Here is a 16,795-nt window from a genome sequence, read left to right on the forward strand (position 1 = left end):
ATGCTGGGACCGACCGCACATAGCGACACCTTCACCCGCGATAACCTGCCACCTGCGGACCAATGGCCGGACTTCCTGCTAGAGGGCTTTGACTACCCGGAACGGCTGAACGCCGCGGTCGAGCTGACCGATGCCATGGTGGAAAAGGGCTTTGGCGATCACACCGCCCTGATCGGTAACGGACGGCGCCGCACCTACAAGGAGCTGTCGGACTGGACCAACCGGCTGGCCAATGTGCTGACCGAGGATCTCGGCGTCAAACCCGGCAATCGGGTGCTTATCCGCTCGGCCAACAACCCGGCCATGGTGGCCTGCTGGCTGGCCGCGACCAAGGCGGGCGCGGTGGTGGTCAACACCATGCCGATGCTGCGCGCCGGAGAGCTGGCCGCCATCGTCGACAAGGCCGAGATCAGCCACGCGCTTTGCGATACGCGGCTGATGGACGAGCTGGTCTCCTGCGCCAAGACCTCGGACTTCCTGACCTCGGTGGTCGGCTTTGACGGCACCTCCAACCACGATGCGGAACTCGACCGTCTGGCGCTGGAAAAACCGGTGACCTTTGATGCGGTTGAAACCGGGCGCGATGATGTAGCGCTGCTGGGCTTTACCTCGGGCACCACGGGATCCCCCAAGGCGACGATGCATTTCCACCGCGATCTTCTGATCATCGCGGACGGTTATGCGCGCGAAGTGCTTGATGTGCAGCCGGAGGATATCTTTGTCGGCTCGCCGCCGCTGGCCTTTACCTTTGGCCTTGGCGGATTGGCAATTTTCCCGCTGCGCTTTGGCGCTGCCGCGACGCTGCTGGAAAATGCATCACCGCCAAACCTAATTGAAATCATTGAGAAATACAAGGCGACCGTCTGCTTTACCGCGCCCACTGCTTATCGGGTGATGCTGCAGGCGATGGAGGACGGCGCCGACCTGTCGTCGCTGCGGGCGGCTGTTTCGGCCGGGGAAACCCTGCCGGCGCCGGTCTATGATGACTGGATGGCGAAGACCGGAAAACCGATGCTGGACGGCATCGGTGCCACCGAAATGCTGCATATCTTCATCACCAACCGGTTCACCGACCACAAGCCGGCCTGCACCGGCAAACCCGTCTCAGGCTATCAGGTGCGGGTGCTGGACGCCGATGGGAATGAGGCGCCGCGCGGAGAGATTGGCCGCCTTGCGGTCAAGGGGCCAACCGGCTGCCGTTACATGGCGGACGAGCGCCAGAAAACCTATGTCCAGTGCGGCTGGAACGTCACTGGCGACAGCTTTGTCATGGATGAAGAGGGTTACCTGCATTTCGCCGCCCGAAATGACGATATGATCATCTCCTCCGGCTACAATATTGCCGGCCCCGAGGTGGAAGCCGCGCTTCTGGCGCATGAAGCCGTTTCTGAATGCGCTGTCGTCGGCGCCCCGGACGAGGCGCGCGGCCAGATCGTCGAGGCGCATGTGGTGCTGACCGCCGGACATATGCCCTCGGATGCGCTGGTCAAGCTGTTGCAGGACCACGTGAAGGCGAGCATTGCGCCCTACAAGTACCCGCGTTCAGTAGTCTTCACCAAAGCGCTGCCCAAGACGGAAACCGGAAAAATCCAGAGGTTCCGCCTGAAAGGCTGAACCTTCGCTGGCGCTTGTCCCGAAGATGGGACAAGTGCTGTCCATGAATGGCGCGGAATGCAGGTTTGGCCTTGTGCTTGGAAATGAATCACGCTACTTCCAGCGCCACACCACAAAGACCTTGGCGACGGGGCAGAGGGCGAGTTGGCGGAGTGGTGACGCAGCGGATTGCAAATCCGTGTACACCGGTTCGATTCCGGTACTCGCCTCCAAATACCAACAGCGACATATCTCCTGAAAACAAGCAGATGCCGACTAGCTGGCATGCGTTTGTCATGGCTTGCCGATCGATTGGCTGGTCTTACCCGCTGTCGGCGGCGGCAATGGCCTTTGCGATCAGGGCAGGGGTGCCGGGCAGGGCGCCGACAACCGGCAGGACCTGTCCCGCGAACGCGGCGCTGTTGAGAGCCTCTGGAATGTCCTCGCGTACGTGATCACCGGCCTGAGCGAAAAACGGCAGGCACAGGGTCCGGCGGGGCAGGGTGCGTGCGATGGTGTCGATGCCGGGGGCTTGCTCCACAAAGGCGGGGCTGATCTGCGCGCTGGGTAGAAGCGCGCGCAGCTGGGTGGCGAATGCCTCTGCGGCTTCGGCTGCCTTTGGGCCGCGGGCTGAGCCATGCGCAGCGAGCAGCACGGAGAGGGGGGTGTCGGCCCATCCGGCCTCTCTTTGCGCGTCTTGCAGGGCAGCTGCGGTCAGCTCTGGCAGGGAGGAATCCAGCCCAAAGGGGCAGGCCATTGTGTAGACGCGTCCCGACAGCCGCTCGGGCAGGACCTTGGCGGTGAACCAGCCCCGTGCCATGAAAAAGGGATAGATGATCGCGCCATCTGCCATCACCGCATCGAGCCTGCCGGGATTGGCCAGGGTGGCGGAGCGAATATCCCAACTTGGCAGATGCACCGCCACCTCTGCCGCCAAGGCGGCAAGGGCGCGTTCCGGCGGCTCTGGCGCCGAAGGTTGCCCGTGGGATGTCAGAATGGCGGTCTTCGTGGTCATGGAGGCGGTTTCCAATGCAGCGATTGTGGCGGTAAAACGATGGCGTAGGGTGACAATTAGGGCCGCTCAGGCGCCTGTCTATCCTGATTGTTACAAAGGCCGAAAGATCAGAGCCGCAGCCGGTTGCACATTGATGGGACATGACCGCTGGAGCGGGCGTGTGCTGCCCTCAGGTTCGGGCAGGAATTCCACGCAAGCCCCTTTGTTATAGAAGTTTTCGCGCCAGGAGGGGCGCGCATCCCTTATCCTGGGTTTTGTGGCCAAGAAGGTGGTTGACCTCACCTGCGGCTTCAAATAAATCACGGATTACTCTGAGCGGGTATGGTGAAATGGTATCATAAGAGCCTTCCAAGCTTAAGGTGCGGGTTCGATTCCCGCTACCCGCTCCAGAAATTCACCAATGCGCTGATTTGATGTTTAACCGGGACGGTCTTCCGTTGTTTGGTTGCAGCTTCAGGGCCTGTTTGCGGCCTTTGTTTCGGTGTGCGTCCAGATGCCCTTGGGCGGAACGCTTGACCTGCGGGGCCTTGAGGGCCATGAACCACACTGGACCGCAAGGCTCATGGCTTTGCCAGGAAATTGTCATAAGGATCAGCAATGGCGCGCAAGACGGCAGCCCCGAACGCGAAAGAAGAGCGGCAAAGTTCGCGCAAAATCGGAGTGCTGGCGGCGCTGTGGCCCTTTATGCGCCCCTACAAGGCGCTGATGTTCGTTGCCACCTGCGCACTGGTCCTGACCGCTGGCGTGTCGCTAAGCCTGCCGCTGGCCGTGCGCCGGGTGGTGGACAACTTCCGTATTTCCGACAATGCGCTGCTGAACCAGTATTTCATAGCCGCCTTGGCGATGGCGGCCCTTTTGGCCGTGGGCACCGGCCTGCGCTATGCGCTGGTGACGCGGCTGGGTGAACGAGTCGTAGCTGATATCCGCAAGGCGGTGTTCGACCGGGTCATCGGGATGAGCCCCGTTTTCTACGAGCGGATCATGACCGGCGAGGTGCTGAGCCGGATCACCACCGACACCACGCTGATCCAGTCGGTTCTCGGCTCTTCTGTCTCCATTGCCCTGCGCAATATGCTGTTGTTTGGCGGCGGGCTGTTCCTGATGTTGCTGACCTCGGCCAAGCTGACTGGTCTGGTGCTGCTGATCGTCCCCGCCGTTATTGTGCCGATTCTGGTGCTGGGACGGCGCTTGCGAGCTATCAGCCGCGAAAACCAAGACTGGATCGCGGCCTCCTCTGGCAATGCCGGAGAGGCGCTGGGTGCGGTGCAGACCGTGCAGGCCTTTACTCATGAGGACGCAAGCCGCCTGCAATTCGCGCAGATGACCGAAACCTCCTATGACGTTTCGCGCAAGCGGATCCGCACGCGGGCGTTTCTGACGGTCATCGTGATCTTCCTGGTGTTTTCCGGCATCGTCGGGGTGCTGTGGATGGGCGCCATCGACGTGCGCGCCGGTGTGATGACCGAAGGAACCCTGATCCAATTCGTCATCTACTCGGTTCTGGTGGCGGGCTCCGTCGCCGCCCTGTCGGAAATCTGGAGCGAATTGCAACGGGCGGCCGGTGCCACCGAACGGCTGGTCGAGCTGCTGAATGCCGAGGATGCCGTCAACGATCCCAGCGCGCCCAAGGCGCTGGTTGAGCCGGTGCGCGGCGAAATCAGTTTTGAAAACGTGATGTTCCGCTATCCCGCGCGCCCCGATGTGCTGGCGCTGGACGATGTTTCTCTCTCCATCGAACCGGGTGAAACGGTGGCCTTTGTCGGCCCGTCGGGCGCAGGCAAGACGACGATCATTCAGCTGATCCAGCGGTTTTATGACCCGAACGCCGGTGCGGTGCGCCTGGATGGTGTTGCGCTCAGCGATCTGCGCCGGGATGCCTTCCGCAAACATATCGCCATGGTGCCACAGGATCCGATTATTTTTGCCGCATCCGCGCGGGAAAACATCCGCTTTGGTCGCCCTGACGCCACTGATGCAGAGGTCGAAGCCGCCGCCCGCGCCGCTGCTGCGCATGATTTCATCTCGGCCCTCCCCGAAGGCTATAACAGCTATGTGGGGGAGCGCGGTGTGATGCTGTCTGGTGGTCAGAAACAGCGGATCGCCATCGCCCGGGCCATCCTGCGCGATGCGCCTGTTCTGCTGCTGGACGAGGCAACCTCGGCGCTGGATGCCGAAAGCGAGCGTCTGGTGCAGGCTGCCGTGGATGAGCTGAGCCAAGGCCGCACCACGCTGATCGTAGCGCACCGGCTTGCGACGGTGAAAAAGGCTGATCGTATCGTGGTGATGGAGGAGGGCCGCATCGTAGCCACCGGCACCCATGATGCACTGGTTGCCGAAGGCGGGCTTTACGCGCGTCTGGCGCGCCTCCAGTTCACTGACGGGCTTGCCGCCGAGTAACCTTCCTGCACGGACACATTCCGCCCCACGGGCCGGTTTCCCCTTCGTAAGCTAATGATTTGTCGCAGCGTTAAATGCGCCCCTGCCTTGACGTGACCCTTGCGCTGCGCTTGCACAGCGCGGGTTTTACAACCATCTTGATCGTAGGAGATAATCCCCCGGGACAGGGGGCAGGGGAGGAAAGCAATGGCGTTTGCCACAGTGGAAGATTGCAAGGCAGTTGAAAACGAGATGCCGTGGGAGGCGCGGAACCTGCCGACCACTCTGTACGGGTTGCTGGACCGCACGGCAGGCAAGTTCCCGACCAATAATGCAATCAGCTATCAATTGTTTTCCGGCCCGAACGACAAGGCGGAAACCCTGAACTGGAGCCAGCTCAAGGATCAGGTCACCCAGGCGGCCAATCTGTTCCGCGAGCTGGGCGTCGGAGAGAAGGACGTTGTCGCTTATATCCTGCCGAACTGCACCGAAACGCTGGTGACCATGTTGGCGGGTGCCGTTGCGGGGATCGTGAACCCGATCAACCCCCTCTTGGAGCCGGAGCAGATTGCTTCGATCCTGCGGGAAACCAACGCCAAGGTCGTGGTGACGCTCAAACCCTTCCCGAAGACCGACGTGGCCCAGAAGGTGGCCGAGGCGGTGCGCCATGCGCCGCATGTGAACACCATCCTTGAGGTGGACCTGAACCGCTATCTGACGCCGCCGAAATCCTGGATCGTGCCCCTGGTACGGCCCAAGCTGGAGAATAAGGCGCAGCTGGCTCACGCCGATTACAAGAGCTTCACCAAGGAAGTGCGGCGCCAGCCCACCACGCTGCAGTTTGCCGACAGCACCGAGGACCGCGTCGCCTGCTATTTCCACACTGGTGGTACAACCGGCATGCCCAAGGTGGCGCAGCACACCTATTCGGGGATGATCTACAACGGCTGGATCGGGCATAGCCTGCTCTTTACCGAAGAGGACAACATCATGTGTCCGCTGCCCCTGTTCCACGTCTTTGCCTGCCATGTGATCGTGATGGCAGCAGTGGCCTCGGGCGCGCATGTGGTTTTCCCGACGCCGCAGGGCTATCGCGGCGATGGGGTGTTCGACAATTTCTGGAAGCTGATCGAACGCTGGAAAATTTCCTTTATCATCACCGTGCCGACCGCGATCTCGGCCAAAATGCAGCGCCCGGTTGATGCGGATGTGTCGACGGTGAAAACGGCCTTTTCCGGCTCGGCGCCGCTGCCGGTCGAACTGTTCCGCCGGTTTGAGAAGGCCACCGGCGTCAATATTGTCGAAGGCTACGGTCTGACCGAGGCCACATGCCTGGTGTCCTGTAACCCGGTGGATGGAGAAAAGAAGATCGGCTCGATCGGGATTCCGTTCCCTTATACCGATGTGAAGATCATCAAATCCACTGCCGACGGTCTGGTGGAATGCGGCACCGACGAGGTCGGGGAGATCTGCGTGTCCAACCCCGGTGTCTATGCGGGCAATACCTATACCGAGGCGGAAAAGAACGCTGATCTCTATTTCCACGATAAATACCTGCGCACCGGCGATCTGGGGCGTGTCGATGCCGATGGTTATGTCTGGATCACCGGGCGGGCCAAGGACCTGATCATCCGAGGCGGTCACAATATCGATCCCGCCGAGATCGAAGAGGCGCTGCTCGGGCATGAGGCTGTCGCCTTTGCCGGGGCGATCGGACAGCCCGATATTCACGCTGGTGAGGTGCCTTGCGCCTTTGTGGAACTGGTCGATGGTGCCACCGCCACGGCAGAAGAACTGATGGATTACTGCAAGGTGCATATCCACGAACGCGCAGCGATCCCGAAACATCTGACGGTGCTGGACGAGCTGCCGAAGACGGCCGTTGGAAAGGTTTTCAAACCGGACCTGCGCAAGAATGCCATCACCCGGATCTACAACGAAGCGCTGCTGAAGGCGGGGCTGCCGACCCGCGTTGAAGCAGTGATCGACGACAAGAAGCGCGGCCTTGTCGCGCAGGTCGAGGCCAACGGCGCCAGCGATGGCGAAATCGGTCAGGTTCTGGGGGGCTTTACCCGCCCGTGGGAGCATCTGCCGCAAGATCAGGGCTGACACCGGTCCGATATCAGAATTCTGCACAAAGCGCCTGAAAGGGCGCTTTGTGTCGTTTTGGGCATTCCCTTCCTGCCATGGCGTGGCCTAGGGTTTGCCTCAGCAGGCAAAAGGGAGGCTTCCAGATCATGGACTACGAACAACTGATCGACGCGGAAACCTGGGCGTTCATTCGCCGCACCAACGACTGTTATCCGGCGGATACGGCAGAGCGTTCGGTTGCGGAGCAACGCGAGATCTACAACGCCATGGCCCGCAGTTTTCTGGCGCCCCGCCCTGATGTGGTCGAGACCGAGGACCGGCAGGTCCATGGGGTGCCGGTGCGGATCTATACTGCCGGGGACCCGACGCGCACGGTGATGTATTGCCATGGTGGCGGCTTTGTCGTTGGCGGGCTGGAAAGCCACGATGACGTCTGCGCCGAGATCTGCGCCCAGACTGGATATCGCGTGGTTGCAGTCGACTATCGTCTGGCGCCCGAGCATATGCACCCGGCGATGTTCGATGACGCCTGGGCGGCCTTTGAATGGATCCTGTCAGAATATGAGGGCGGTATTGTCCTCTCTGGCGACAGCGCTGGCGCCAACCTCTGTGCGGCGGTCGCCCATTATGCCCGGGGGCGGACGGATCGCATTCTGGGGCAGGTGATGATCTATGGGGCCTTTGGCGGCGATGTGAATGCGGGATCCTACCTCGAGCATGCCAAGGCACCGATGCTGACTAGGGATGAAATCCTGTTTTATCAGGGGGTACGCTGCAAGGATGGCAAGGTGCCCCAAGGCGATCCCACCTATGCGCCGCTGCAGGACGGCGACTTTTCCGGACTGCCCGCGACCATTCTGATCAGCGCCGATTGCGACCCTGTGCGCGATGACAGCCGCGATTACCGGGACCGCATCCTCGCGGCCGGGGGCAAGGCCCATTGGATCAACGAAGAAGGGCTGGTGCACGGTTATCTGCGCGCGCGCCATTCAGTTGGCCGCGCCCGCGACAGTTTCGAACGTATCTCGCTCGCCATTGAGGCGCTGGGCCAGGAAATCTGGCCTTACGATTAGGGCTGGGGGCGGGTGATCAGCCCGCGAAATCCCGGCAGGGGACCTCTCCGGCCTTTTCATAGTTCAGCCAGCCGCCGCTTTTGACGCGCCAGTCACCATGTCCCGCAGATGTGGTCACGTAGGTCCAGCCCGCATCGGGCCAGTGGCTATAGGATACGGTATCATCGGGAAGGATCTGCCCGATCACGGGGCTGGCTTCGCTATGCCCGGCATGCAGCGCGGTCGCGGGGCCCATCCAGCCGAGGCACGCGCCCTGTATCTCGTCCGGGATCGGCAGATCCGACAGCTGCCTGCGGATATGCAAATCATCCAGATCCAGATGGTGCTGTTTGGTATTCACCCGGCAGGACAGGTCGCGCTCCATTCCCTGGATCTGCGCGACCCGTTGCTGATCCTGCGGCGTCAGGCTGACCGATTTGCCGATGCAGGGCCCCGTGCCGAACACCGCCTGACCCAGAGCGGAACCAAAGCAATACCCGGCCCGGTCCATGATGGCGTTCCGCGTGTACCACAGATCATGGAAGAAATCGCCCGCGGCTGCCGGAGCGGCGAATAGGGCAAGGCAGGCAACTGCGGGTTTCAGCATGGGGGCTCCCTTTGCGTCAGCTCAGAAAAGGTTTGGCCTTCATCGTATCGGCGATGGGCGCACCCAACCGGTTCAGGATCGTCGGCGCCAGTTGCAGCTGGTCGATGACAGTGTCCGCATGGGGCCCTTCTGCATCGCCGAAGTAATAGAGCGCAGTTTCCTGTTGCAGCGGGCTGCGTCCACCGTGGTGGCCGCGTTCGTCCTGCCCATGGTCGGCTGTGACGATCACTTCGTAACCCATCTTGCGCCAGCGCGGAATGAAGGGCGCCAGCATCTCGTCCATGACCGCGCAGGCATGGTCCATCTCCTGGCAGTCGTGGAAGAACCGGTGCCCCATGCTGTCCAGCGTGCAGGTGTGCAGCATGCCATAGTTCAGATCGAACCGGTGGGCGAGGTTGGTGAGCGTGCCGAAGAGATCCACATCCGAGGGCGTCATCTGATTGATGAGACCGTAACCGGTCATGCTGTGAAAACGACCGTGGTTGATGGTCTCGCTTTCGGGTTCATCGTATTCAATGTCGCGCACGAAATCGAAAGGGTGCCGGTTGAAGAACTCGGACCAGAAGCTATGCGCCACGGCTCCGGTCGTGCCACCTCCGCTGCGGACCTGGCTGAAGACGTCCTTGTGCGACAGGCGGAAAACGTTGCCGTTGCCGGTGCAGCCATGTTCCGCCGGGGCCACGCCGGTGTGGATCGAGGCATAGCAGCTGGCGGAAATCGACGGCAGCACGGCGCGGTGTTTCCAGACGCGGGCATCGCCGCTATCGACCCAGCCTTCTAGATTTCCGAACAGGCGGCGAAAATTGCGCCACGGCACACCGTCCAGAATGATGAGGAGGAGTTTGTTGTCCATGATTGGCAATCCTTGTCTTGGCATTTGCCCGGCGGGTGAGACCGCCCTTATCGGCACAGGCCCACGCAGCTGCGCGGGCCTGTGGTGTTTTGTGACCGAGGCGCCGGATCAGTTCCCGGCGCTTTCCATCTTGCGGTTCGCGATGACTTCTTCGAGCCAGCCCAGCCGCATTTCCGGCACCGAGCCGAGCAGCAGATCGGTGTAATCGTCGAACGGCGGAGACAGCACCTCGGTCTTGCTGCCATAGCGCTGCACGCGGCCCTGATACATCACGGCGATATTGTCCGAGATCGCCCGCACCGTCGCCAGATCGTGGGTGATGAACAGATAGGCGACGTTCTCGATCTTCTGCAGGTTCAGCAGCAGCTTCAAAATGCCGTCCGCCACCAGCGGGTCGAGCGCCGATGTCACCTCGTCACAGATGATCATCTTGGGTTTGGCCGCCAGCGCCCGCGCGATGCAGACACGCTGCTTCTGGCCGCCCGACAGCTCGGCCGGGTAGCGGTCGATGAAGCTTTCGCCCAGTTCGATCTCATCCAGAAGTTCGATGATCCGCTTGCGCTTTTCGGTGCCTTTCATGTCGAAGTAGAACTCCAGCGGGCGCCCGATGATAGTACCCACGGTCTGGCGTGGGTTCATCGCCACATCCGCCATCTGGTAGATCATCTGCAATTCGCGCAGATCATCCTTTGTCCGGCTTGCCAGATCGGGCGAGAGCACGCGGCCTGCGAACTCGATTTCCCCTTCGCGCGGCGGCAGAAGGCCGGTGATCACGCGGGCGAGGGTGGATTTGCCGGAACCGGATTCACCCACCACCGCCAGCGTCTGACCAGGGTAGAGATCGGCGTTGACGTGATGCAGCACGTCGAACTTGGTGCCCTTGTAGCGCGCGGTAATGTTGCGGATGCTGAGGACCGGATCGCCTGACGGGGCCTTCTCCTCATGCTCGATCGAGCGGACCGAGACAAGCGCCTTGGTGTAGTCTTCCTGCGGTGCGTTGATGATCTGATCCACATCACCGTATTCGACCATGTCGCCATGGCGCAGTACCATGATGTCATCGCTGACCTGTGCCACCACCGCCAGATCGTGGGTGATATAGAGCGCCGCCACACCGGTATCGCGGATCGCTTCCTTGATCGCCTTCAGCACGTCGATCTGGGTTGTCACATCCAGTGCGGTTGTCGGTTCGTCAAAGACCACCAGATCGGGTTCGGGGCAGAGCGCCAGCGCCGTCATGCAACGCTGCAGCTGACCACCCGACACCTGGTGCGGGTAGCGTTCGCCGATATTGTCCGGATCCGGCAGGCCCAGCTTGGCAAACAGGGTGCGGGCACGGGCCTCGGCGTCTTTCCTGGAGAACTTGCCTTGCTCCACCGCGGCCTCGGTCACCTGCTCCATGATCTTCTTGGCCGGGTTGAACGAAGCAGCTGCGGATTGCGACACATAGGTCACTTCACCGCCGCGCAGGCGGCGCACATCGCGCAGCGAGGATTTCAGGATATCACGCCCGTTGATCCAGACCTCTCCACCGGTAATCTTCACACCGCCGCGGCCATAGGCCATGGCGGCGAGACCGATGGTGGATTTGCCGGCACCGGATTCCCCGATGAGACCGAGCACCTTGCCCTTTTCCAGATCAAAGCTGACGCCATGCACGATTTCGATGTCATGCGGCCGTTCACCCGGCGGATAGACCGTTGCCCCGATTTTCAGGTCACGGACTTTAATCAGTGGATCGTTCATCCGCGGCCTCCTTTCAGCGAGGTGGTTCGGTTCAGCACCCAGTCGGCAACCAGATTGACCGAGATCGCCAGGGTAGCGATGGCAAAGGCAGGGATCAGTGCGGCAGAAATGCCGTAGACGATACCATCCTTGTTCTCTTTCACGATGCCGCCCCAGTCCGCTTCGGGGGGCTGCACGCCCAGACCCAGGAACGACAGGGTGGAGACGAACAGGACCATGAAGATGAAGCGCAGGCCCATCTCAGCCACCAGCGGTGACAGTGCGTTGGGCAGGATTTCGCGGAAGATGATCCAGACGGTGCCTTCGCCGCGCAAACGGGCGGCTTCGACATAGTCCATGACCTCGATATCCACCGCAACGGCGCGGGCCAGACGGTAGACACGGGTGGAATCCAGAAGACCCATCACGATGATCAGCATCGGAACAGTGACCGGTGTCACCGACAGAACCACGAGGGCAAAGATCAGCGTCGGGATCGACATCACCAGATCGACAAAGCGCGACAGTGCCTGATCAACCCAGCCACCGGTGACGGCGGCAAAGAAGCCAAGAACCGAACCAAGTGTGAAGGAAACCACCGTGGCCATGGTTGCGATGAAGATGGTGGTGCGCCCGCCATAGATCATGCGGGTCAGCAGATCGCGGCCGATGTTGTCGGTGCCGAGCAAGAATTCGGACGAGGACGGCTCCCAGACGTCACCGACGACCTCGGCCATGCCATAGGGGGCAATCAGCGGCGCCAGGATGGCCATCAGGAAGTAGAGCGCTGTAAAGAACAGCCCGATGAGGGCGGAAATGGGGATATTTTTCATTTCGGATGCCTCAGACGCGGGTTCGACAGGATGGCAACGATATCTGCAACCATGTTGAGACCGATGTAGACGGCGGCAAAGATCAGACCGCAGGCCTGCACCACAGGAACGTCCCGTTTCGACACGTGATCGACCAGATACTGGCCCATGCCGGGATAGACGAAGACGACTTCGATCACGACGACACCAACCACCAGATAGGCAAGGTTCAGCATCACAACGTTGACGATTGGCGCGATGGCGTTCGGGAAGGCGTGGCGGAAGATCACCTGGAAGCCGTTGAGGCCCTTCAGCTCGGCGGTTTCGATATAGGCCGATTGCATCACATTGAGGATCGCAGCCCGGGTCATGCGCATCATATGCGCCAGAACGACGAGGGTAAGAACCGCAACGGGCAGGGCGATGGAGCTCAGCTTTTCACCCAGCGACATGTTGTCGTTGATCATCGCAACCGACGGGAACCAGCGCAGTTTGACCGCGATCAGGTACATCAGCACATAGCCGATCAGGAATTCCGGGATCGAGATCGAGGCCAGCGTGACAGCCGAGATCAGCTTGTCGGGCCAACGGTCCTTGAACCGCACGGCCAGCAGGCCAAGGAAGATTGCCAGAGGTACCGCGATGACGGCAGCCCAGAAAGCGAGGAAAAGCGTATTCGACAGGCGCTTGCCGATGCTTTCTGCAATGTCGCTGCCGCTTGTAAGGGCGGTTCCCAGATCGCCGGTCATGATACCGCCGAGCCAGTCAAAATATCTCTGCAGCGCGGGCTCGTTCAGGCCAAGCTCGGCACGCAGGTTGGCCAGCGCCTCGGGCGTGGCGGACTGTCCCAGGATCGATTGCGCAACGTCACCGGGCAGGATCATTGTCCCGGCAAAAATCAGGGCAGAAACCAGAAACAGCAGGAGAAGACCCAGCGCAATGCGCTGGGCCAAAAGTTTTAACAGGAGGGGCATGTTATGCCTTCACCCACATTTTGTGCGGTGCGTAGCTGTTCATCAGGGCAAAGCCTTTTGCACCGTCGACCCAACCTGCCAGCTTATCCGAGGTCGCATCGACGAAGTCGTTGAACATCGGGCAAATCAGGCCGCCTTCGTCGCGCTGGATGGCGCCCATGTCGGCATACATCTGGGTCCGCTTGGCAGTGTCCAGCTCGGCGCGAGCCGCCAGAAGCAGCTGGTCGAACTTTTCGTTGTTGAACCGGGTGTCGTTCCAGTCCGCCGTCGACAGATAAGCGGTGGTGTACATCTGGTCCTGGGTCGGACGACCGCCCCAGTAGCTGGTGCAGAAGGGCTGCTTGTTCCAGACCTCGGACCAGTAGCCATCGTTCGGCTCACGCTTGACGTTGACGTTGATGCCTGCGGTTGCACAGGACTGCTGGAACAGGGCCGCCGCATCCGGTGCGCCCGGGAAGGAGTTATCCGAAGTGCGCAGCAGGATCTCACCGTCGTAACCCGATTTCTTCAGGTGGTGCATCGCCTTGTCCGGATCGAACTCGCGCTGCTCGAACTCGGTATAAAGCGGATAGGACGAGTTGATCGGGGAGTCGTTGCCGACCGTGCCGTAGCCATTGAGGATCTTGTCGACCATTTCCTGACGGTTGATGCCGTATTTCAGCGCCATCCGCACGTCGTTGTTGTCAAAGGGCGCCGTGTTGCAGTGCATGATGAACACGTAGTGGCCGGGGCCGCTGGTGGAATGCACGTTGATGTTCGGCGCGCGGTCAACCAGTTTCGCGGTGCGCGGGGGTACCCGGTCGATCATGTCGACCTGACCCGATTGCAGCGCGGCAACGCGGGCGGTGTTGTCGTTGATCACCACGTATTCGATGGTTTCGGCATTGCCCAGATCACCCCAGTAGTTGGGGTTCTTCTCGGCAACGAAACGCACGCCCATATCGACTTCTTTCAGGATATAGGGGCCGGTGCCGATCGCGGCTGCCGGATCGTCCTTGCCGCCGCCGGGCTGGATGGCCAGGTGGTAGTCGGTCATCAGGTAGGGAAGGTCGGCGTTGGGGCTGTCCAGCTCGATGATGACGCTGTCACCTTCGGTCGAGATGTTGGTGATGCTGCGCATGATGCCCAGTGCGCCGGATTTGGTGTCTTCGCCCGAGTGGCGGTCGAGGGTCTGCGCCACGTCTTCGGCGGTCACGGGCTTGCCGTTGGAGAAGGTGATGCCCTGGCGGATCTTGAAGGTCCAGACACGTGCGTCTGCGGAGGCGGAGTAGCTTTCCGCGACCTTGCCCTGGATGCCGCCGTCGTCGGCCAGCTCGACCAGGGATTCACCCCAAAGACGGATCAGCGACAGGGCAACCTGATTGGTGGCCAGCGCCGGGTCCAGGCTGTCGGTGGTGCTGCCGCCCTGCAGGCCGACGCGGATGGTGCCGCCTTTTTGGGGGCCTGCGGCCATGACTTCGGTGGACAGCAGCGAGTTGGCTGCAGCAGCGGTGAGACCCAGCGCAGCGGCGCGGCCCATGAATTCGCGGCGGCTCATCATGCCCGTGGCAGCCTGACGCGCGAGGAAATACAGTTGATCTTTCATTGAAGTCTCCCAGTTGAATTTGCCGCTTCAAACAGCTTTTTCTTGATTGGCTATTCAAGATTTGCGCATTTGCGGCGGCCTAGCAAGCATTAATACCTGTTCCGCAGCGGCGTCCGGGGCCAAAGCGGCGGGACACATGCCAGCGACAGGTCGCGTTTTGCCAGTGGTATGCCGCATTTTTGTGAATGAAAACCGGGGGAAGGCAAAAATTCACTAAAAACGACATGCGTATGCCGGTTTTGCGCATTCGTAGTGCGATGCCGGGATTGCGTGCAGATATGGCCAAATCGCGGCGGCAGAAGAGAGAATCGCCCCCGACAACACGTGGGCAAAGGACCGGTCTGGTCGGAAAAATTCTTACCCGGCGGTGTCCATCCAAATCGTAACGGGGCCGTCATTCAGCAGGCGCACCTTCATGTCGGCGCCGAACCGCCCGGTGGCCACCGGCAGGCCAAGACCGGTCAGCGCCTCGCAGAAATAGGCATAAAGCCGCGCGCCGGTTTCAGGATCGGCGGCATCGGAAAACCCGGGCCGGTTGCCGCGTCTTGTATCTGCCGCCAGGGTGAATTGGCTCACCGCCAGAACCGCGCCGCCGATGTCGCGGACCGAGCGGTTCATCTTGCCCGCGTCGTCCTGAAAGATGCGCAGCTTGGAAATCTTCGCCGCCAGATGATCGGCTTCGGCTTCGGTGTCGCCCTCCATCGCGCAGACCAAAACCAACAGCCCGGCCCCGATCTCGCCGGTCACTTCGGAATCGACGGTGACTGAGGCTTCGCTGACGCGCTGAATGAGGGCTCGCATGGGGATTGTCGTCCTTTTCTGTCGATGACTTAGCCGCGCCAGTCGGTGAATTCGGGCAGGGGGGCCCGGGTGGTTCTGAACCTGTTTGCCGGATGATCCGGGTCGGCATAGCCAAAGCTGATCGCGCAGAGGATTAGCCGGTCCTGCGGGATCTCCAGCATCTCGTGCAGCATCGGCGCAAAGGACGCGACCGCGGCCTGCGCGACGCTGGCGACCCCTGCCGCCTGCGCCGCTAGGGTAAAGGCGGCAACGAAACCGCCACTGTCCATTGCGCCATAGGGGCCAAGTTCGGCAGGTGAGGACAGGATCGCACAATGGGGCGCGCCGAAAAGGTTGAAGTTTTCCATCATCTGCCGGGCAGATCCGGCGCGGTCACCCTTGGTCACTCCGACCGCTTCGTACAGCGCCCAGCCACATTCCCGGCGCCGCGCCTGATATTCATCTGAATAGCCGTCCGGAAAACTCAGGTCCGGTGCGTGTCCGCCCGCCATGGCAGCCTCTGTCAGCGCGTTGCGCAGACGGTCGGTTTCGGCGCCGCTGGTGATGGTCACTTTCCACGGCTGGGCATTGCACCAGGACGGGACTTTCTGGGCGCAGCGCAGGATCTGCTCGATCACCTCCCGGTCAACCGGATCCGGGCGGAAGGCCCGGCAGCTGTGACGGTCCTTCATCAGGGCGTCCAGTTCGGTCAGATCGGCTGACTTCGTGGTCATCTGCAACTCTCCTGCTGTGGTGCGGCGCCACAATGGCCAGCGGTGCCACGGGGTTCAAGGCCAGAATTGAGATGGATCAAATCGAGACCTCACCGGTTGAGATACGCTGCCCGCGTTCGAAACAGGAGGAAGATCAATGGTAGAAAAGACCGAACAAAGCGGTTTCTGGCCGTCGCTTTATGATCCCTTTCGTGCATTTGGTGCCCGGGTTGCAGATTGGCTGAGCCCGGCGACCGAGGCCTCTTCGGGGGATGCAGCCTATGACATCACCATGGAACTACCGGGTGTCACCGATGAGGATGTGGAACTGACGGTGGACAATGGCGTTCTGACCATCAGCGGCGAAAAGAAGACCTCGACCGAGAAGAAAGGCGATACCTGGTACTTCAGCGAGCGCCAGTATGGTGCATTCCGCCGTGCCTTCCGCCTGCCGGAAGATGCTGATGGCGCTGCGGCAGCGGCGCATATGGAGGATGGTGTGCTTCATATCAGCGTTCCCAAGAAGGCGCTGGAACAGCCAGAGACCGCGAAGAAGATCAAGATCTCCAAATCCTGAGGCTTTTTCGGCCTTGGACAGAATGCCGGGCAGTCCGGCGAC

At 61.1% G+C, this 16,795-nt stretch carries 14 protein-coding genes and 2 tRNA genes; 7 read left to right on the forward strand and 9 right to left on the reverse strand.

The features are described from left to right. Together SM766_RS03935 and SM766_RS03940 are read left to right on the forward strand one after the other, a co-directional pair. Complete coding sequence (locus SM766_RS03935) at positions 1-1,614, forward strand: AMP-binding protein (RefSeq protein WP_368947002.1); 1,614 nt, start codon at positions 1-3, stop codon at positions 1,612-1,614. A gap of 138 nt (positions 1,615-1,752) precedes the next feature. After that, positions 1,753-1,826 (forward strand) — tRNA-Cys (locus SM766_RS03940). Positions 1,827-1,915: 89 nt separating this feature from the next. Here SM766_RS03940 and SM766_RS03945 read toward each other — a convergent pair. Beyond that, a complete protein-coding gene (locus SM766_RS03945) occupies positions 1,916-2,608 on the reverse strand; it encodes a CbiX/SirB N-terminal domain-containing protein (RefSeq protein ID WP_368947003.1) in 693 nt (230 codons plus the stop codon). A 315-nt stretch (positions 2,609-2,923) separates the two neighbouring features. Between SM766_RS03945 and SM766_RS03950 the strand changes: the two genes are divergently transcribed. The 4 genes from SM766_RS03950 to SM766_RS03965 all read left to right on the forward strand — a co-directional run bounded on the left by SM766_RS03950 (position 2,924) and on the right by SM766_RS03965 (position 8,148). Beyond that, positions 2,924-2,997, forward strand: a tRNA-Gly gene (locus SM766_RS03950). 208 nt (positions 2,998-3,205) lie between these two features. Then, positions 3,206-5,005 (forward strand): ABC transporter transmembrane domain-containing protein, encoded by a 1,800-nt coding sequence (locus SM766_RS03955; protein WP_368947004.1) that lies wholly within the window; start codon positions 3,206-3,208, stop codon positions 5,003-5,005. A 186-nt stretch (positions 5,006-5,191) separates the two neighbouring features. Continuing rightward, a complete protein-coding gene (locus tag SM766_RS03960) occupies positions 5,192-7,093 on the forward strand; it encodes an acyl-CoA synthetase (RefSeq protein WP_368947005.1) in 1,902 nt (633 codons plus the stop codon). Positions 7,094-7,221: 128 nt separating this feature from the next. Continuing rightward, positions 7,222-8,148, forward strand: coding sequence for an alpha/beta hydrolase (locus SM766_RS03965; protein ID WP_368947006.1), 927 nt, complete (start codon positions 7,222-7,224; stop codon positions 8,146-8,148). Positions 8,149-8,164: 16 nt separating this feature from the next. On the opposite strand, the gene SM766_RS03970 is transcribed toward SM766_RS03965, so the two are convergent. The 8 genes from SM766_RS03970 to SM766_RS04005 form a co-directional block, all read right to left on the reverse strand. Next, on the reverse strand, positions 8,165-8,734 hold the full coding sequence (locus SM766_RS03970) for a DUF4453 domain-containing protein (protein ID WP_368947007.1): 570 nt from the start codon (positions 8,732-8,734) through the stop codon (positions 8,165-8,167). Between the two features lie 16 nt (positions 8,735-8,750). Continuing rightward, positions 8,751-9,587, reverse strand: coding sequence for an alkaline phosphatase family protein (locus SM766_RS03975; RefSeq protein ID WP_065270806.1), 837 nt, complete (start codon positions 9,585-9,587; stop codon positions 8,751-8,753). Between the two features lie 108 nt (positions 9,588-9,695). Then, positions 9,696-11,333, reverse strand: coding sequence for an ABC transporter ATP-binding protein (locus SM766_RS03980; protein WP_368947008.1), 1,638 nt, complete (start codon positions 11,331-11,333; stop codon positions 9,696-9,698). After that, on the reverse strand, positions 11,330-12,145 hold the full coding sequence (locus tag SM766_RS03985; protein WP_368947009.1) for an ABC transporter permease: 816 nt from the start codon (positions 12,143-12,145) through the stop codon (positions 11,330-11,332). Before SM766_RS03985 ends, SM766_RS03980 begins: the two co-directional genes overlap by 4 nt. Continuing rightward, positions 12,142-13,098 (reverse strand): ABC transporter permease, encoded by a 957-nt coding sequence (locus SM766_RS03990; protein ID WP_065270803.1) that lies wholly within the window; start codon positions 13,096-13,098, stop codon positions 12,142-12,144. Before SM766_RS03990 ends, SM766_RS03985 begins: the two co-directional genes overlap by 4 nt. Position 13,099: 1 nt before the next feature. Beyond that, positions 13,100-14,683 (reverse strand): ABC transporter substrate-binding protein, encoded by a 1,584-nt coding sequence (locus SM766_RS03995; RefSeq protein ID WP_065270802.1) that lies wholly within the window; start codon positions 14,681-14,683, stop codon positions 13,100-13,102. Positions 14,684-15,040: 357 nt separating this feature from the next. Further along, on the reverse strand, positions 15,041-15,484 hold the full coding sequence (gene dtd / locus SM766_RS04000) for a D-aminoacyl-tRNA deacylase (protein WP_368947010.1): 444 nt from the start codon (positions 15,482-15,484) through the stop codon (positions 15,041-15,043). Positions 15,485-15,513: 29 nt separating this feature from the next. After that, positions 15,514-16,197: a nitroreductase family protein gene (locus tag SM766_RS04005; protein ID WP_274839555.1), complete on the reverse strand. Its 684-nt coding sequence runs from the start codon at positions 16,195-16,197 to the stop codon at positions 15,514-15,516. A gap of 136 nt (positions 16,198-16,333) precedes the next feature. Between SM766_RS04005 and SM766_RS04010 the strand changes: the two genes are divergently transcribed. Further along, positions 16,334-16,753: an Hsp20/alpha crystallin family protein gene (locus SM766_RS04010; RefSeq protein ID WP_274835752.1), complete on the forward strand. Its 420-nt coding sequence runs from the start codon at positions 16,334-16,336 to the stop codon at positions 16,751-16,753. The last annotated feature ends 42 nt before the right edge of the window (positions 16,754-16,795 follow it).

Origin of the sequence: Pseudophaeobacter sp. A-200-2, from assembly GCF_041008815.1 — a bacterium.
GTDB classification, from domain to species: Bacteria; Pseudomonadota; Alphaproteobacteria; order Rhodobacterales; family Rhodobacteraceae; genus Phycobacter; species Phycobacter gallaeciensis_A.